Source organism: Pseudomonas sp. B111 (genome assembly GCF_026428275.1).
In the GTDB taxonomy this organism is placed as follows: Bacteria; Pseudomonadota; Gammaproteobacteria; order Pseudomonadales; family Pseudomonadaceae; genus Pseudomonas; species Pseudomonas aeruginosa.
On record NZ_CP097857.1, the window covers coordinates 477973 to 495356 of the forward strand.

Sequence of the window (17384 nt, forward strand, 5' to 3'; positions counted from 1 at the left end):
CGAACAGAAGGTCATCGGTTTCGAGCCCAACCAAAGATATGTGGCCAATTGATGGCCTTGTGGTACACGTCTCCCGAGTTGCAAGGACGCGTACCGCACCGCCTGCCTGGGAGCGGTGCTTTGCGCCCGGTCTGCGTGCCTGCCATGGGGGTGGGCTCTGGGGGATGCATGGTGGGGCGTTGGAGTGCGTGGATCGTCGCCGTGGCGATCTGTCTCATGGTCGGGGACGCGACCGCCGCTGGCTGGCGTTCGGCAAACTTCCGTGTCTATAGCGGCGCAGGCCTACAACCGTTACTCCTATGGCTGGAATAATCCGATCGCCAGTGTGGATCCGACGGGGGTATGCGTTGGAGGAGATTTCTTCGTCCAAAAGTTGGTACTCGCCAGTTATTGATAATAGTTGGTTGTTCTTGAGCAACTTGTGGATGGGGAATGGTCCGGAAAGTGGCTTCGAATTTGGCCTGGGCATTTTAAAAGGAGGGCTATCCTTTTCTCAGTCTATGTCATGGGTCAATCCAGTTGCCGGAGGTGTTCAATATCTTTCGAATAACTGGGCTTCTCAAGCTATTTGGGGTGAAGGGTTTAGTGAGTTAATATCTTATAAAAATATCGATCAGCGTGCTGGCGGTGGCTTGTTTGATGTTGGCAGTGTCTTTCTTCCTGTCGGGCGCGCAAGAGTTTCTGTAGGTTTTGACTTTATGTTCGGGGCCGTCTCGGGAGCGGAGCGCGGGCTAGGAGGGCGTGGTGGCCATAAATATGCTGCTGGTATACTTTCTAGGGGTAGTGGGAAAGCGTTCGCAGGGCACGGTAAATATGTTTTCGGTAGCGGGGATTTTTGGGTGCCTGATGGGACGTACATAACTCTTCCAAGGCCTGGAATTAATATTGTGGATGAAACCGGTCGATTTATTGAATTGGGTGATTGGGCTGGTTTGGCGCAGACTGCAAAAATTAATCCGAGACTTGCAGGTGATATTGAAGGCATGGCTACTTATTTGCCGCGTGCTGAGATTCCTAACTATACTCTAAGTGCTCAAACTGCTAGAGGTCCAGCATTGCATATCTATGGAAACTCAACGACTGTTGAGTTCAGTACCCCCTTGGAAAAACTATTACAGCCTGGGATGGGATGCGTGCAGTGGGCTGCTTGTACAACATTTGCGAGGTAGGTGATTTATGTATTTCCCAGACATGTCTTTTTATTCGTATTTTCTTTTGAGGCCGTTAGGTAGTGTAAGAAACATAGGTTGGTTAGGAATAGGGCAGCAGTACTCCAGGGGGCGGGTAAGTTCTGGATTGCTTGATAAATTGAAGTTGATAATTATGTCGGAGGGAGCGGTTGATTTCCACGTTAATAGAGTAATGAGCGCACATGAGTGTGTAGTCGCTGGATGTCGGGATTTGTTCGTGGGAGATGTTGGTTTGGGTTTTACTGAAATATGGATTCCTGGAGTTGAGAAAGGAGCATATTTTGCATCTCCTTCGTTGATACTTCATTATATTGAAGAGCATGATTATTGCCCTCCACAGATGTATTCGGAAGCGGTGATGGCTGTTGATTTGGAAGTTGGCTATAAAGCCCAGGAGGTATATGTGGGGCTTGTAGCTGGCCATTTTTAGATTTATAGAGTCTTGCGGTTATTAGGTCTGTTCCAATCTATTGATAAGATTTTTCTGAAAGTTTTTCAGGCTTTAGGGGCCAAGCTAGGGTTCTTTGTCAATGAGGGGCTGGAAGGTTATGGGGAGGTCGGTCAGAAAAAGCATAAGTTTTTTGGGTTCAGTCAGGAAGTATGACGTGAAGGTTGAGCACCAGAGAGGGATGTGATGGCTGATTTTGAATATTATATTAAAGGTGATATGGCGCTACGGTGTAATTCAGAAGGGTTGTGGTATTTGTCCGTGGGGGATCAGGTTTTTTTCTCCAGGAGGAAGAGAGTTTTTGGAGGGTTCTGGTTTTATTGGAGAAACCTTACGAAGAGGTTAGGGAAAAGCTTGGGGGGGATTTTGTTACTTAAATGTTGTTTTGGCGGGACTAGATAGTGAGTCTGACTACTGGATTGGTTTGGCACTTTCTTGGATAGAGCAAGGAGGAGCAGAAGCCAGTGATGTACTACTAGCACGCTTGAAGGGGGTGGTTGAGGGGCGGAGCGCCAATCAAAAAAACAGGCATAAAGCTTTTTCAGTATTGAGAAAAATAGGTGGGTAACTACTTGGGTATTGGTTTTTCTAAAAGCATAGTTGCTTTAGTTGGTTGATAGAGCGGGTTTTTAAGTTTTTGCAGTGAGTGTTGTTATTGTGTTTTTTTTGTTATGGCTGGTTTGAAACTTTTTGTTGGTGTTTTCTGTTTCTAGATTTAAGACGGTTTCTATGGCCAGAGTACTGATTTTTTTAGTGGGGTGGTGAAGAAATGCTTTGTATATCGTTGAAAAATGACATTTAGAAGGTTATATGGGCAAGAGAGTGGTTGTATTGCTATGGCTGCTATTCACATCAATGTCAGCCCACGCCATCGATAAAAAAGTCAACAACGTCACCATCATGCGCGTGGGCTTCATGGTGGACGCGAATTCTCCGGGTGGAGGCTGGGGCTTCATCGTCAGCAAGCCGGGAGCGGCGGATTGCGGCTTTGGCCTGATGCGCCTGCCGCCGATGAATACCGATGCCGGCAAGGCCATGCTGTCGCTGATGCTGAGCGCCCAGGCCACACAGAACAAACTGCCGGAGATCGCCTATTCGGCCAGCGCCACGGTGAACGAGGTATGCCAGATCACTTCGGCGCAGATAGACAGCGGCACTTGAGGGAGAGGATGCAAGGCGCTGTTAGTGGGGGGATAGGAGGGTTAACCGCTCCAATGGTTCAATTCGGCGACGGCAGCCAAGCCTCCGCGACCGCCTTTTCACCGGCCATGAGCAACTGGAGGAGTCCGGACTCGTTCGTATGAACGGGCGCTTTTATGACCCGGTGATCGGGCGGTTTCTATCAAGGCTGTTAGAAATATGGGGGGAGAGTTGATAGGGCTCCATCCATTTTTTAGAAAGTGGAGTAGTAGCCGTCAAAGTGGGGGTATGGATTTACTGAATGGAAGTATAAGACCAATTAATCATGAATTCTCGGTGGTTTATGAAAATGTACGATATTTTAGCTTTGGTAGAGTTGTCTGAGGAAGTGCCTAGGCCTAAGGTAAAAGGTGTTGTGAGTGGATACTCCCCGCATCATAAATTTCATCAGGTGGAATACCTTGCTAGCGGGGTTCACACCTATTCTGACGATAAAGCTCACTATCCGGGGGAGGCTATTGTGACTAGGATAAAGTTTGCTAGCTGGGAGTTTTTCGGTAATGAAATAAAGGTTGGGGATGATTTTGAAGTCAGGGAGCTTGATCGAGTCGTCGGGACGGGGGTGGTTAAGGAAATATTTTGATTTTCTCTAACTTGAGAAATTGGTGCGGTTGTTTAAGTGGTTATTTATGAGGGTGTGCAAGTTTATAGGGAGGCTTATGTTGTCTGAGAGAGTTGGTTTGAGCGGCTGGGCTGGGAGAAGTAGTTCTCCTGTTGCCGTTATAAGTAGGTCCCTGGATGAAATGGTTGGTATCTGTGATGAGTTTGAATTGAGTGAGGATGGTTTGGATGAATTTCATTTTGCTGTTTATAGATATGTCGGTAAGTATTTCCTTTTGTTGAGATATTTCAATTACCCTGGTGAGGGGCGTTTTCATGCGTGATGGGGAGTTTGACTCTGAGGCTCTTTTCGGATTTTTAAGCGGTATTGGATTAAGTGAAAGCGATGTCTCTTGGATGCTGGGAGAGGGGAATGGTTAATGGAAGCGCATCAGGATGTTTTGAAATTTATATTCCCTCCGAGAGTCCAGCGGATACTGAAGTAATTAGCCGTGCTCGATTGGGTCGAAGAGCGGGAGAAGTAAGTGTTGAAGTCTTTCTGAGTGGCTTTTCTTGATATAAATTAAGAGTGGAGCTGCTGTTTATGGTGTTCTGTAGGAAAGGTTCTCTAGGTTTTGGGGTATTTTTAATCTTTTGAAAGCTTGAGTTTTAATGTGCGAGAGTTATAAATAGGCTGAGGTCGTAAGTAAAGATTTTATACCTTTGGTCTTGCTGGTTTTGTCGCGTCGTAAAATCTTGGCATGGTCAAGATGGTGTGAATCTTCACCAGTTAGCATATTAGGCGTTACTGGGATAGTCAGAAGAAAATCGCAAGGTATTTGTTGATGTGATGAGTAAATATAGTGTAAAGGTTGAGCGCCAGAGAGGAATGTGATGGCTGATTTTGAATATTATATTAAAGTTGGTATGGCGCTACGGTGTAATTCCGAAGGGTTGTGGTATTTGTCCATGGGGGATCAGGTCTTTTTTCTCCAGGAGGAAGAGAGTTTTTGGAGGGTTCTGGTTTTATTGGAGAAACCTTACGAAGAGGTTAGGGAAAAGCTTGAGGGGGGATTTTGTTACTTAAATGTTGTTTTGGCGGGACTGGATAGTGAGTCTGACTACTGGATTGGTTTGGCACTTTCTTGGATAGAGCAAGGAGGAGTAGAAGTCAGTGATGTACTACTAGCACGCTTGGAGGGGGTGGTTGAGGGGCGGAGCGCCTCTCAAAAAAATAGGCATAAAGCTTTTTCAGTATTGAGAAAAACAGGTGGGTAACTAATTGGATATTTATTTTTCTAAAGGCATGGTTGCTTTAGTCAGTTTATAGAGTGGGGTTTTGACGTTTTGCAGTGAGTGTTGTTAATGGTTTCTTGTTTTTTAAGGTGTTATTGTTTTTTTTGTTATGGCTGCTATTCACATCAATATCAGCCCACGCCATCGCCAAGAAAGTCAACAACGTCACCATCATGCGCGTGGGCTTCATGGTGGACGCGAATTCTCCGGGTGGAGGCTGGGGCTTCATCGTCAGCAAGCCGGGAGCGGCGGATTGCGGCTTTGGCCTGATGCGCCTGCCGCCGATGAATACCGATGCCGGCAAGGCCATGCTGTCGCTGATGCTGAGCGCCCAGGCCACACAGAACAAACTGCCGGAGATCGCCTATTCGGCCAGCGCCACGGTGAACGCGGTATGCCAGATCACTTCGGCGCAGATAGACAGCGGCGCCTGAGGGGAGAAAGGTACGAGGCCGCAGCCCCGTACCTTGGCGAGAGTGCTTAGAGCGCGGCGATCTTCTGCCGTTGCTCGGCCAGCTTGGCCAGGGCCTGTTCGGCCTCGGCGAGCTTGGCGCGTTCCTTCTCGATCACGTCGGCCGGGGCCTTGGCGACGAAGCCTTCGTTGGACAGCTTGCCGCCGACGCGCTTGACCTCGCCTTCCAGGCGCTGGATCTCCTTGTCCAGGCGCCCCAGTTCGGCGCTCTTGTCGATCAGGCCGGCCATCGGCACCAATACTTCCATGTCGCCGACCAGGGCGGTGGCGGACATCGGCGCTTCCTCGCCGGCTTCCAGCACGCGGATGCTTTCCAGCTTGGCCAGTTTCATCAGCAGCGGCTCGTTGTCGGCCAGGCGGCGGTGGTCGCTGGGCGAGGCGTTCCTGAGGATGATGTCGATGCGCTTGGCCATGGAGATGTTCATCTCGCCGCGGATCTGCCGTACTCCGAGCATCAGCGCCTTGACCCACTCGATGTCGCCTTCGGCGGCGGCGTCGATCCTGCCTTCGTCGGCCACCGGCCAGGGTTGCAGCATCAGGGTCGGGCCTTCCTTGCCGGCCTGGCCCTTGATGCGTTGCCAGATTTCCTCGGTGATGAACGGCATGAACGGGTGCGCTAGGCGCAGGGCCGTCTCCAGCACGCGGATCAGGGTGCGACGAGTGCCGCGCTGGCGCTCGATGGGGGCGTTCTCGTCCCACAGCACCGGCTTGACCAGCTCCAGGTACCAGGCGCAGTACTCGTCCCAGATGAACTCATAGAGGGCCTGGGCGGCCAGGTCGAAGCGGAAGGCGTCGAGCTGGCGGGTGACTTCCTGCTCGGTGCGCTGCAACTGGGAGATGATCCAGCGGTCGACGGAGGACAGCTCGACCGGCTCGCCGTTGACCCCGGTGTCCTGGCCATCGGTGTTCTCGATGACGAAGTTGGCGGCGTTCCAGATCTTGTTGCAGAAGTTGCGGAAGCCTTCGACGCGGCCCATGTCGAACTTGATGTCGCGGCCGGTGGAGGCCAGCGAGCAGAAGGTGAAGCGCAGGGCGTCGGTGCCGTAGCTGGCGATGCCTTCGGGGAATTCGGCGCGGGTCTGCTTGGCGATCTTCTCCGCCAGCTTCGGCTGCATCATGCCGCTGGTGCGCTTTTGCAGCAGGGTATCGAGGTCGATGCCGTCGACGATGTCCAGCGGGTCGAGCACGTTGCCCTTGGACTTGGACATCTTCTGGCCCTGGCCGTCGCGCACCAGGCCGTGGACATAGACGGTCTTGAACGGGATCTGCGGGGTGCCGTCGGGGTTCTTCACCAGGTGCATGGTGAGCATGATCATCCGCGCGACCCAGAAGAAGATGATGTCGAAGCCGGTGACCAGCACGTCGGTGGGGTGGAAGGTCTTGAGGAACTCGGTCTGCTGCGGCCAGCCGAGGGTGGAGAAGGTCCACAGGCCGGAGCTGAACCAGGTGTCGAGAACGTCTTCGTCCTGGCGCAACTCGACCTCGTTGCCGAGCTTGTGCTTGGTGCGCACCTCGACCTCGTCGCGGCCGACGTAGACGTTGCCGGCCTCGTCGTACCAGGCCGGGATGCGGTGGCCCCACCAGAGCTGGCGGCTGATGCACCAGTCCTGGATGTCGCGCATCCAGGAGAAGTACATGTTCTCGTACTGCTTGGGCACGAACTGGATACGGCCGTCTTCCACGGCGGCGATGGCGTCTTCGGCCAGCGGCTTGGTGCTGACGTACCACTGGTCGGTCAGCCAGGGCTCGATGACGGTGCCGGAGCGGTCGCCCTTCGGTACTTTCAGCGCGTGATCGTCGACCTTCTCGAGCAGGCCCATGGCCTCGAACTCGGCGACGATGGCCTTGCGCGCGGCGAAGCGGTCCATGCCGGCGTAGCTCTGCGGCAGGCTGGGGTCGAGGTTCGGGTTGACGCTGCCGTCGAGGTGGAACACCTGGGCCTGGGCCAGCACCGCGGCGTTCTTGTCGAAGATGTTGATCAGCGGCAGGTCGTGGCGCTTGCCCACTTCGTAGTCGTTGAAGTCGTGGGCCGGGGTGATCTTCACGCAGCCGGTGCCGAATTCGCGGTCGACGTACTCGTCGGCGATGATCGGGATGTGCCGGCCGACGATCGGCAGTTCGGCGAACTGGCCGATCAGCTTGGCGTAGCGCTCGTCTTCCGGGTGCACCGCGACCGCGGCGTCGCCCAGCAGGGTTTCCGGACGGGTGGTGGCGACCACCAGGTAATCCAGGCCTTCGCTGGTCTTCGCGCCGTTCACCAGCGGGTAGCGCAGGTGCCAGAGGTGGCCCTTCTCGTCGTGGTTTTCCACTTCCAGGTCGGAAATCGCGGTGTGCAGCTTGGTGTCCCAGTTCACCAGGCGTTTGCCGCGGTAGATCAGGCCGTCTTCATGCAGGCGCACGAAGGCTTCCTTGACCGCTTCGGAGAGGCCGTCGTCCATGGTGAAACGCTCGCGCGACCAGTCCACCGAGGAGCCCAGGCGACGAATCTGCCGGGTGATGTTGCCGCCGGACTGTTCCTTCCATTCCCAGACCTTCTCCAGGAACTTCTCCCGGCCGAGGTCGTGGCGGCTCACGCCCTGGGCGCCAAGCTGGCGCTCGACCACCATCTGGGTGGCGATGCCGGCGTGATCGGTGCCCGGTTGCCACAGGGTGTTGCGGCCCTGCATGCGGCGGTAGCGGATCAGCGCGTCCATGATCGCGTTGTTGAAGCCATGGCCCATGTGCAGGCTGCCGGTCACGTTCGGCGGCGGGATCATGATGGTGTAGGGCTGGCCTTCGCCGCTCGGAGCGAAGTAGTCGTTGGACTCCCAGGTCTCGTACCAGGAAGTCTCGATGGCGTGCGGCTGGTAAGTCTTGTCCATGCGAAAGGGGACCAAAGCTGAATATGGCTGGGGAAAATGCGAAGAAAGTCCGGGAGTATAGCGGGGATGGCGGCCCGGGGGTAAGGCCGCGGGCCGCGGCGGGCGCCCGCCGCGTCCGGATCAGCCGTTGCGTTGGCCGAGCAGGCGACCCAGGCGGGCTTGCAGGCGGCGGCGCAGTTCGGCTTCGATCTGCGGGGCGAAGTCGTCGATGACTTCCTGCAGGATCAGTTCGGCGGACGCTCGCAACTCGTCGTCCAGGCGCTCCTGTTCGGCGGGCGCCAGCCCTGCCGTGGTGGCTGCCGCGGCCTGCGGCTCTGGCGCGCGCGGGGCGGTACCGGGGGAGACGACGTCGGAGAGCAGGGGAATGTTGTCCGGCTCGAAGGATTCGGTCAGCAAGGGCGGCTCGTTCCGTTCGTAGAGCAGGTCGTGGATCGACTCCAGGTCATCGAGCAACTGCTCCGGGGGTTGTGTCGGTTTGTGGCTGTCCATGGTCGTGCACTTCAGATACGCGGCAGGCGATGGTCCTGTAGAGGATAGCCCTGCTCCCGGTAGAAGCGGAATTTATCCCGTGCCGCCTGGCGGATCGCCGGCTCCTCGACCACCAGTTCGGCCACCCGCGAAAAGTTCGCGACGAAGCCGGGGGCCTCGAGGGTCAGGTTGATCAGCAGGTCGCGATGGTTCCCCGGGGTCTCGCCCAGGCCCAGGACGACGGGCGCCTCGGCGTCTTCCTCGGCCAGGCTGTGAGGAATGAAAGCCTCGCCGCGGAAGCTCCACAGGCGGCCGTCCAATTCGCTGCGCTGCGCCTCGTCGGCGCAATGCAGGTAGACCCGCATGCCCTGCCGCCAGGCCTTCTCGGCCAGGCGGCAGGCGACCTGCAGGCGCGCCGACGGATCGGCGCTGGGGATCACGTAGAAATCGACCCGGGTCACTTGGCCCGTTCCAGCAGGTACTGGGTCAACAACGGAACCGGGCGGCCGGTGGCGCCTTTGTCCTTGCCGCCGCTGATCCAGGCAGTGCCGGCGATGTCCAGGTGCGCCCAGTGGTATTTCTTGGCGAAGCGCGAGAGGAAGCAGCCGGCGGTGATGGTGCCGGCCTTCGGCCCGCCGATGTTGGCGATGTCGGCGAACGGGCTGTCCAGCTGTTCCTGGTATTCGTCGAACAGCGGCAATTGCCAGGCGCGGTCGTCGGCGAACTCGCCGGCCTTGAGCAGTTGCCTGACCAGCGCTTCGTTGTTGCCCATAAGGCCCGAGGTGTTGCTGCCCAGGGCGACGATGCAGGCGCCGGTGAGGGTGGCGATGTCGATCACCGACTGAGGCTTGAAGCGCTCGGCGTAGGTCAGTGCGTCGCACAGCACCAGGCGCCCTTCGGCGTCGGTGTTGAGGATCTCGACGGTCTGCCCGCTCATGGTGGTGACGATGTCGCCCGGACGGGTGGCTCCGCCGCTGGGCATGTTCTCGGCGCAGGCGAGCAGGCCGACCAGGTTGATCGGCAACTGCAGTTCGAGCACCGCGCGGAAGGTGCCGAAGACGCTGGCGGCGCCGCACATGTCGAACTTCATCTCGTCCATGCCCTGGCCCGGCTTGAGGCTGATGCCGCCGGTGTCGAAGGTGATGCCCTTGCCGACCAGCACGTGCGGGGCCTGGTCCTTCTTCGCGCCGTTGTATTGCAGGACGATCAGCCGCGGCGGCTGGTCGCTGCCCTGGGCGACGGCGAGGAACGAGCCCATGCCCAGCTCGCGCAGTTTCTTCTCGTCGAGGACCTCGACCTTCAGGCCCTTGAACTCCTTGGCCAGGCCCTTGGCCTGCTCGCCGAGGAACGTCGGATGGCAGACGTTCGGCGGCAGGTTGCCGAGATCACGGGTCAGGGCCATGCCATTGGCGATGGCCTGGGCTTCCTTGCTGCCTTGCTCGACGGCGGCGCTGTCGGCCTTGTCGGCGAGCAGGGTCAGCTTCTTCAGTTTCAGCGGCTCGGCTTTCTGGCTCTTGTAGCGATCGAACACGTACAGGCCATCGGCCAGGGTTTCCACCAGCAGACGCGCCTTCGCGTGGGCATCGCGGCCTTTCACCGCGAGATCGCCGAGGGCCAGCGCGGCATCGGCGCCGGCCAGGCCCTTGAGGGTCGACAGCACGGCGGAGGCCAGCTTGCGGTACTGGCGGTCGCCCAGTTCGCGCTCCTTGCCGGCGCCGACCAGCAGCACGCGCTCGGCCTTGAGATTGGGCAGGCTCTGCAGGAGCAGGGTCTGGCCGACCTTGCCGGCCAGGTCGCCACGCTTGAGCACTGCGCTGATGGCGCCGCCGGTGGCGTCGTCGACCGCCTTGGCGCTGGCGCCGAGCTTGCGGCCTTCGCCTACGGCGAGCACCAGGGTGGCGGTTTTCAGGGTTTCCGGGCGTACGCTTTTAACAAGGAATTCCATGGAAGAGGTCCCCAATACAGACAGTCGGGATGGCGCAAGGGGCGGCATCCGTTAGCGGTAAGCGATTGTTCCGAGCACGATTCGTCCCGAGGACTGACGGTCGCCGCCGGGGCGGTGACGCAGGCAGCGACAGCTTAGTCGTTGCGGCGGGGGTCGTTCCATGCCGAGGATGGCAACCGAGGTTCTACAGCGCCGGAGCCGGGTTGGCGGTGCCTCCCGGCCGTTGCCGCACATGGTCGCATAACTGCGGCGTGTCTGGCACGACTGTGTACGCACGGGAACCCGCGGCCATGCCGCGTCCCTATAATGAACGTTTCGTTCCGCAGGAGTCGCACCGTGCCCGCCAGCAAACCAGTCGCGGATCCCGCCCGGAGTACCGATCCGCGCGATTACCAGCGAGTCGGCCGGCCGCTCGGGGTCATGGCCAAGACCTTCCCGGCGGGTTTCGTGGTCGCCGAGCATCGGCACGAGCGGGCGCAGTTGATCCATGCCCTGTCGGGCGTGATCGAACTGCATGTCGGTCGCACGCTATGGCTGGTCCCGCCGCAGCGCGCGGTATGGATGCCGGCGGGGATGGCGCACGCGATGCTGGCGCGCGGCGAGGTCCGCTTGCACACCGTCTATGTCCGGCCGCAGTCCTGCCCGCCGGAATTCCCCCGGGTGCCGCGCGGAGTGATGGTCAGCCCATTGTTGCGCGAGTTGATCGTGCGCGCCGCCGGCCTGCCGTTGTTGTACGACGAGCGCGGCCGGGAGGGGCGGTTGATGGCGGTGCTGCTGGACGAACTGGAGTGGTCGCGGGAACAGCCCCTGGCCTTGCCCGACCCCGCGGACCGACGCCTGGGAAGAATCTGCCAGGCGCTGCTGGAGAACCCGGCCGACCCTCGCGGGCTGGAGGAGTGGGCGCGCTACGTGGGGGCGTCCTCGCGGACCCTGGCACGGCTGTTTCTCTCCGAGCTGGGAGTGACCTTCGTCCATTGGCGCCACCAGGTGCGCCTAGCCGCCGCCCTGCCACGCCTGGCGGCTGGCGAAGCGGTGGCGCGGATCGCCGTGGATCTCGGCTACCAGACGCCCAGCGCATTCAGTGCCATGTTCCGACGCCTGACCGGGAGCACGCCGAGCCGCTACTTCGCCTTGTCCGATTCGGCGTAGCCTTCGTCCGTTGGCGGGCGGCGCCGACGCGGCAGGATTCCTATGCTGGGCCCGTTTCCAGACGACTGCCCCGGGAGGCAAGCATGCAACGACTGAACGTGGAATTCCGCTCCGAGGGTGTCGCCCTGCGCGGCTGGCTGTATTTGCCGGAGGCGCGTGCCGAGCGGCCGGCGATCGTCATGACGCACGGTTTTTCCGGGGTGAAGGAGCAGTACCTGGACCGTTACGCCGAGGTATTCGCCGCCGCCGGCTTCGTCGTGCTCCTCTACGATCATCCGAACTTCGGCGACAGCGACGGCGAACCGCGTCAGGAAATCGATCCGGTGATGCAGCGCCGTGGCTATCGCGACGCGATCACCTGGTTGGGCGCCCAGGCCCGGGTCGACGCCAGCCGCATCGGCATCTGGGGAACCAGCTACAGCGGCGGACATGTGCTGGAAGTGGCCGCACTGGATCGGCGGGTGAAATACGTGGTGGCGCAGGTGCCGACCGTCAGCGGCCATGCCTCGGCGTTGCGCCGGACCCGCGCCGAGCAGTTGCCGGCATTGCTGGCAAGCTTCGACGCGGACCGCCAGCGGCGCTTCGAGGGCTTGCCGCCAGCGCTGTTGCCGGCGGTCGCCGCGGGCCCCGACGAGCCTTGCGCGATGGCCGGCGCGGACGCCCACCGGTTCTTCACCGACAGCGCGGCGCTGGCGCCGAGCTGGTGCAACCGGGTGACCCTGCGTAGCGCCGAGCTGGCGCGAGAGAACGAGCCGGGCATTCACATTGGGCGGATCAGCCCCACGCCGCTGCTGATGATCGTCGCCGATCGGGACCTGCTCACGCCCACGGACCTTTGCCTGGAGGCCTACCAGCGGGCATTGCCGCCCAAGCGGCTGCTGATGCTCGCCGGCGGCCATTTCACGCCGTACATCGAGCATTTCGACGCCACCAGCCAGGCCGCGGCAGACTGGTTCGTCCGTCATCTCGGAGAGGGCGGCGAGCAATCAGCGACGGTCGTCGAATAAATCGGCAAGCGCTGAACGAGCGTTCGCCTCGACGGTCTATCGGGCTCTTGGTTCGGCCTGCGCAGTGACAGGCCCGCCGAATCGCAGGATAATGCCGGCTATTTTCTCCGCGCCATGCCGCCATGGCCGGAAACGCGTGATGACGGGGCCGACGGGCCCCGTCAGAGCCTGGCAACCCAGGAGTGTCCGGATTGATCGTTTTCCGTTATTTGTCCCGTGAAGTGCTGGTCACCATGAGCGCCGTCAGCGCCGTGCTGCTGGTGATCATCATGAGTGGCCGTTTCATCAAGTACCTGGCGCAAGCGGCGCAGGGGTTGCTCGACCCCGGTTCGCTGTTCCTGATCATGGCGTTCCGGATTCCCGGCTTCCTGCAGCTGATTCTGCCGCTTGGCCTGTTCCTCGGCATCCTGCTGGCCTACGGGCGGCTCTATCTGGAAAGCGAGATGACCGTGCTCTCGGCGACCGGCATGAGCCAGAAGCGCCTGCTCGGCTACACCATGGCCCCGGCGCTGCTGGTGGCGATCCTGGTGGCCTGGCTGAGCCTGTTCCTGGCGCCCCAGGGCATCAACCAGTTCGCCCTGCTGTTGAACAAGCAGGATACCCTGACCGAGTTCGACACCCTGGTCCCGGGCCGTTTCCAGGCAATGCGCGACGGTACCCGGGTGACCTACACCGAGGAACTGTCGAAGGATCGCGGCGAACTGGCCGGCATCTTCATCTCGCAGAAGGACCTCAACAGCAGCAACCAGGAACGCGGCATCTCCATCCTGGTGGCGGAGAAGGGCACCCAGAACATCCAGGCGGATGGCAGCCGTTACCTGATCCTGCACAACGGCTACCGCTACGACGGCAATCCCGGGCAGGCCAACTACCGGGCGATCCAGTACGACACCTATGGCGTGATGCTGCCCAAGCCCGAGGCCAGCAGCGAGGTGAGCGAGCGCGACGCGGTGCCCACCGCCGATCTGTTCGGCAGCGACAACCCACGCTACCAGGCCGAATTGCAGTGGCGCCTGTCGACACCGCTGCTGGTATTCGTGGTGACCCTGCTGGCGGTGCCGCTGTCGCGGGTCAACCCACGGCAGGGGCGCTTCCTCAAGCTGCTGCCGGCGATCCTCCTTTATATGGGCTACCTGGCCCTGCTGATCGCTGTCCGTGGCCAGTTGGACAAAGGCAAGATCCCCATGGCCATCGGCCTGTGGTGGGTCCACGGACTATTCCTGGCAATCGGTCTTCTTCTGTTCTATTGGGAACCCTTGCGCCTGAAGCTGGCGTCCTCCCGTGCCGGTCGCGAGGTGGCGCATGGTTAAGCTCGATCGTTACATCGGTGTCACCGTCTTCGTCGCGATCCTCGCGGTGCTCGGGGTGATCCTCGGCCTGGCGCTGCTGTTCGCCTTCATCGACGAACTCAACGACATCAGCGCCAGCTACGGCATCGGCGACGCCCTGCGCTTCATCTTCCTCACCGCGCCACGGCGCGCCTACGACATGCTGCCGATGGCGGCGCTGATCGGCTGCCTGGTCGGCCTCGGCACCCTGGCCAGCAACAGCGAACTGACCATCATGCGCGCGGCCGGGGTATCCCTGTCGCGGATCGTCTGGGCGGTGATGAAACCGATGCTGGTGCTGATGCTGGCCGGCATCCTGGTTGGCGAGTACGTCGCGCCCTGGACCGAGAACATCGCCCAGAGCGGCCGTGCCCTGGCCCAGGGCGGCGGCGATTCGCAAAGCTCCAAGCGCGGTCTGTGGCATCGCCAGGGGCGCGAGTACATCCACATCAACGCGGTGCAGCCCAATGGCGTGCTGTACGGCGTGACCCGCTACCGCTTCGACGAGCAGCGTGGCCTGGAATCGGCCAGTTTCGCCAAGCGCGCGCGCTTCGAGACCGATCACTGGCAACTGGAAGAGGTCACCACCACCTTGCTGCATCCGAGGGAAAAGCGTTCCGAGGTGGTCAAGCTGCCGACCGAACGCTGGGATGCCCAGCTCAGCCCGCAACTGCTGAACACTGTGGTGATGGAGCCCGAGGCGCTGTCTATCAGCGGTCTCTGGCAGTACATCCACTATCTCGCCGACCAGGGCCTGAACAACAACCGCTACTGGCTGGCGTTCTGGACCAAGGTCCTGCAACCGCTGGTGACCGCCGCGCTGGTGCTGATGGCGATTTCCTTCATCTTCGGTCCGTTGCGCTCGGTGACCCTGGGCCAGCGGATCTTCACCGGCGTGCTGGTGGGCTTCGTCTTCCGCATCGCCCAGGACCTGCTCGGACCCTCCAGCCTGGTGTTCGACTTCCCGCCGCTGCTGGCGGTGGTGATCCCCGCCTCGATCTGCGCACTGGCGGGTGTCTGGCTGCTACGCCGGGCGGGCTGACAGGCCCGGCAGGCCGGGTATGAAAAAAGGCCACCCACGGGTGGCCTTTGTGCTTCCTTGTCGCGTCGGGCTGTAGCCTGGCCGCCGGCGCGACAAAGGCCAAAACAGCGCGTTCTGCGGACCTGTTTCGCTCACTTCTTGTGAGTGTTCTTCGGCAGCCTGACCACCTGGCTCTCCGAATAGCGGTCGTGCCAGGTACGCTTGTCCTTGTCCCAGAGCATCCAGAGGAAGCCGAGGCCGAGGCACAGCCAGGAGGCGATGGCGATCATGAAGCGCAGCAGCGCCTGGAGCAGGCTGATGGCGCTGCCGTCGCGGTTCTGCACGCGCAGTCCCCAGACCTGCATGCCCAGGGTCTGGCCGTTGTGGGTCCAGAATTTGGCGAAGAAGCCGAACAGGGCGAACACCAGCAGGGTCGAGAGCAGCGGGTCGCCGATCAGCGCGCCGCGGTCGGCCAGTTCGCGCAGATGCTCGCTGCCGTAGATCAGTCGAAGGATGCCTTGCTGGTAGACCAGGGTGACCACCATCATCAGCGCCACGCAGAGCAGGAAGTCATAGAACATCGCCGCCAGGCGGCGGACCAGACCGGCAGGGGCATAGTCGCCCTGGGGAGAAAGCATGTGTTTCGGCATCGGCGTGTTCCGTGCGGGGCAAAGCCGGGGATTATACGTCCATCCGCAGCTTGCGCCGCCCACCCGGGCAACGCTTTTCCCCGGCTGTTCTAGTCTTTGCGCAGACCCCAATCATTACGAGTCTTTTCTATGCCGATTCCGGTGAAGCGAGCCAGGAGAAAGGCGCTCCGGCTGTCGTTGTCCGTGCTGGTCGGGGTGATGCCGATCGTCCTGGGGCTGCTCATCCTCTACTGGCAGGCCGAGCGAAGCCTCCAGGAGACGTCCGAGCAGGCAGCCGGGAATGCGGTGCGGCAGTTCGAACGGATGCTCGACAACGCTGCGCTGGCGGCGCGCAAGGTCATGCCGGTGGCGGGGCGCCCCTGTCCCGAGGCCGAACTGGCGCTGCGCGAGCAAGTGGCGATCATGCCGTTCGTACGCTCGGTCAATTTGACGCGCGACAATACGATCTATTGCACGTCGTTGTTCGGCGGCTTCGACGAGCCGGTGCGGATCGAGAACTATGTCGACGGACGCCTCTTGCTGATGCCCGGCAACCAGGTCACGCCGGACGCCGCGCTGCTGGTCCTGCGGGACTCCGACGGCAAGCGCGGGGTATTGGCGGCGATCGACGGGCGCTACTTGAGCTACGTGCTGGACCTCGTCGACCGACGTAGCCGACAGGTGCTGGTGGTCGGTCCCAATTGGCTGGATGCCGAGGGCCGCACCCACCGCGACGCGCCGCCCACCTATGAGGTCGCCGCCGTATCGCTCGCTTCGCAGCGTTATCCGTTGCGGGTGCTGTCGGGCTTCCCCGAGGGCGAGGAATGGCGATCGATCCGCTCGCAGAACCCGGCGATGTTCGGCCTGCTACTGTTCTTCGGACTGCTGGCCGGCACTCTGTGCTACTGGCTATCCAGGCGGGTCGCCTCGCCCAGCAGCGAACTGCGCCGGGCCCTGGAGGCCAACGAGTTCATTCCCTACTACCAGCCGCTGAGTCCCGGCCAGGGCGGACGCTGGATAGGCGTCGAGGTGCTCATGCGCTGGCGTCATCCGCGCGAGGGACTGATCCGGCCCGACCTGTTCATACCTTTCGCCGAGCGCTCGGGACTGATCGTACCGATGACGCGCGCGCTGATGCGCCAGGTCGCGGAAGACCTGGGCGGGCATGCCGGGAAGCTGGAGCCAGGCTTCCACATCGGTTTCAACATCAGTGCCACCCATTGCCACGAACTGGCCTTGGTGGACGACTGTCGCGAGCTGTTGGCGGCGTTTCCGCCCGGGCACATCACCCTGGTCCTGGAACTGACCGAGCGCGAGCTGATCGAGTCGAGCGAAGTCACCGACCGCCTGTTCGACGAATTGCATGCCCTGGGAGTGAAGATCGCCATCGACGATTTCGGCACTGGACATTCCAGCCTGGCCTACCTGCGCAAGTTCCAGGTGGACTGCCTGAAGATCGACCAGAGCTTCGTCGCCCGCATCGGCATCGATACTCTTTCCGGGCATATTCTCGACAGCATCGTCGAGCTGTCCGCCAAGCTCGACCTGGATATCGTCGCCGAAGGCGTGGAGACCCCCGAGCAGCGTGACTACCTGGCCGCCCGCGGGGTGGATTACCTGCAGGGCTACCTGATCGGCCGGCCGATGCCGCTGGAGAGTCTGCTTTCCAGCCTGACTGTGCAGGAAGGGCAGGGGGCTTCCGTCGTCGCACTTCCGGCAGATCGAGGCTAGCGGCTACCAGTCCCTCGGCGGGGGCAGCCTCTCAGCTTCTTCGTTACGGATGAGACAAAAGGCCCGCAGGTCGAGCAGGTGCAAGCCCTGCATCGCCTC

The 17384-nt window shown here is 60.5% G+C and carries 16 protein-coding genes; 11 read left to right on the forward strand and 5 right to left on the reverse strand.

Features of this window, described 5'->3' with window-relative positions:
• Window positions 1–347: 347 nt before the first annotated feature.
• The 6 genes from M6E97_RS02215 to M6E97_RS02240 all read left to right on the forward strand — a co-directional run bounded on the left by M6E97_RS02215 (window position 348) and on the right by M6E97_RS02240 (window position 5108).
• On the forward strand, window positions 348–1169 hold the full coding sequence (locus tag M6E97_RS02215; RefSeq protein ID WP_126620844.1) for a putative adhesin: 822 nt from the start codon (window positions 348–350) through the stop codon (window positions 1167–1169).
• Window positions 1170–1176: 7 nt separating this feature from the next.
• Window positions 1177–1620 (forward strand): hypothetical protein, encoded by a 444-nt coding sequence (locus M6E97_RS02220; protein WP_153574086.1) that lies wholly within the window; start codon window positions 1177–1179, stop codon window positions 1618–1620.
• 828 nt (window positions 1621–2448) lie between these two features.
• Window positions 2449–2799, forward strand: coding sequence for a hypothetical protein (locus tag M6E97_RS02225; protein ID WP_003159393.1), 351 nt, complete (start codon window positions 2449–2451; stop codon window positions 2797–2799).
• Window positions 2800–3121: 322 nt separating this feature from the next.
• On the forward strand, window positions 3122–3421 hold the full coding sequence (locus M6E97_RS02230; RefSeq protein WP_126620845.1) for a hypothetical protein: 300 nt from the start codon (window positions 3122–3124) through the stop codon (window positions 3419–3421).
• An 851-nt stretch (window positions 3422–4272) separates the two neighbouring features.
• A complete protein-coding gene (locus M6E97_RS02235; RefSeq protein WP_124136454.1) occupies window positions 4273–4656 on the forward strand; it encodes a hypothetical protein in 384 nt (127 codons plus the stop codon).
• Between the two features lie 146 nt (window positions 4657–4802).
• The gene (locus tag M6E97_RS02240) at window positions 4803–5108 is read left to right on the forward strand and encodes a hypothetical protein (protein WP_052154485.1); all 306 of its coding nucleotides are present in this window, start codon (window positions 4803–4805) and stop codon (window positions 5106–5108) included.
• Window positions 5109–5154: 46 nt separating this feature from the next.
• Here M6E97_RS02240 and M6E97_RS02245 read toward each other — a convergent pair whose 3' ends face one another.
• From M6E97_RS02245 to M6E97_RS02260, 4 genes are all read right to left on the reverse strand, one after another.
• Window positions 5155–8007, reverse strand: coding sequence for a valine--tRNA ligase (locus M6E97_RS02245; RefSeq protein WP_003092872.1), 2853 nt, complete (start codon window positions 8005–8007; stop codon window positions 5155–5157).
• Window positions 8008–8127: 120 nt separating this feature from the next.
• Window positions 8128–8496: a hypothetical protein gene (locus tag M6E97_RS02250; RefSeq protein ID WP_003112023.1), complete on the reverse strand. Its 369-nt coding sequence runs from the start codon at window positions 8494–8496 to the stop codon at window positions 8128–8130.
• Between the two features lie 11 nt (window positions 8497–8507).
• On the reverse strand, window positions 8508–8936 hold the full coding sequence (gene holC / locus M6E97_RS02255) for a DNA polymerase III subunit chi (protein ID WP_034005007.1): 429 nt from the start codon (window positions 8934–8936) through the stop codon (window positions 8508–8510).
• Complete coding sequence (locus tag M6E97_RS02260) at window positions 8933–10420, reverse strand: leucyl aminopeptidase (protein WP_009313447.1); 1488 nt, start codon at window positions 10418–10420, stop codon at window positions 8933–8935. The genes holC and M6E97_RS02260 overlap by 4 nt, the downstream gene beginning before the upstream one ends.
• 336 nt (window positions 10421–10756) lie before the next feature.
• Here M6E97_RS02260 and M6E97_RS02265 point away from each other — a divergent pair, with 336 nt between their 5' ends.
• From M6E97_RS02265 to lptG, 4 genes are all read left to right on the forward strand, one after another.
• Window positions 10757–11569, forward strand: coding sequence for an AraC family transcriptional regulator (locus tag M6E97_RS02265; RefSeq protein ID WP_003129596.1), 813 nt, complete (start codon window positions 10757–10759; stop codon window positions 11567–11569).
• A gap of 83 nt (window positions 11570–11652) precedes the next feature.
• A complete protein-coding gene (locus M6E97_RS02270) occupies window positions 11653–12576 on the forward strand; it encodes an alpha/beta hydrolase (RefSeq protein WP_034005009.1) in 924 nt (307 codons plus the stop codon).
• A gap of 191 nt (window positions 12577–12767) precedes the next feature.
• Complete coding sequence (gene lptF / locus M6E97_RS02275) at window positions 12768–13886, forward strand: LPS export ABC transporter permease LptF (RefSeq protein WP_003092864.1); 1119 nt, start codon at window positions 12768–12770, stop codon at window positions 13884–13886.
• Window positions 13879–14946 (forward strand): LPS export ABC transporter permease LptG, encoded by a 1068-nt coding sequence (lptG, locus tag M6E97_RS02280; RefSeq protein ID WP_003092863.1) that lies wholly within the window; start codon window positions 13879–13881, stop codon window positions 14944–14946. The genes lptF and lptG overlap by 8 nt, the downstream gene beginning before the upstream one ends.
• Window positions 14947–15077: 131 nt before the next feature.
• Here the strand turns inward: lptG and M6E97_RS02285 are convergent, their stop codons facing one another.
• Window positions 15078–15575 carry an RDD family protein gene (locus M6E97_RS02285; RefSeq protein ID WP_003092862.1) on the reverse strand — a complete coding sequence of 166 codons (498 nt, stop codon included), beginning with the start codon at window positions 15573–15575 and terminating at the stop codon, window positions 15078–15080.
• A gap of 129 nt (window positions 15576–15704) precedes the next feature.
• On the opposite strand from M6E97_RS02285, the gene M6E97_RS02290 reads away from it, so the two are divergent.
• Window positions 15705–17285, forward strand: coding sequence for an EAL domain-containing protein (locus M6E97_RS02290; protein ID WP_003092861.1), 1581 nt, complete (start codon window positions 15705–15707; stop codon window positions 17283–17285).
• Window positions 17286–17384 lie beyond the last annotated feature (99 nt).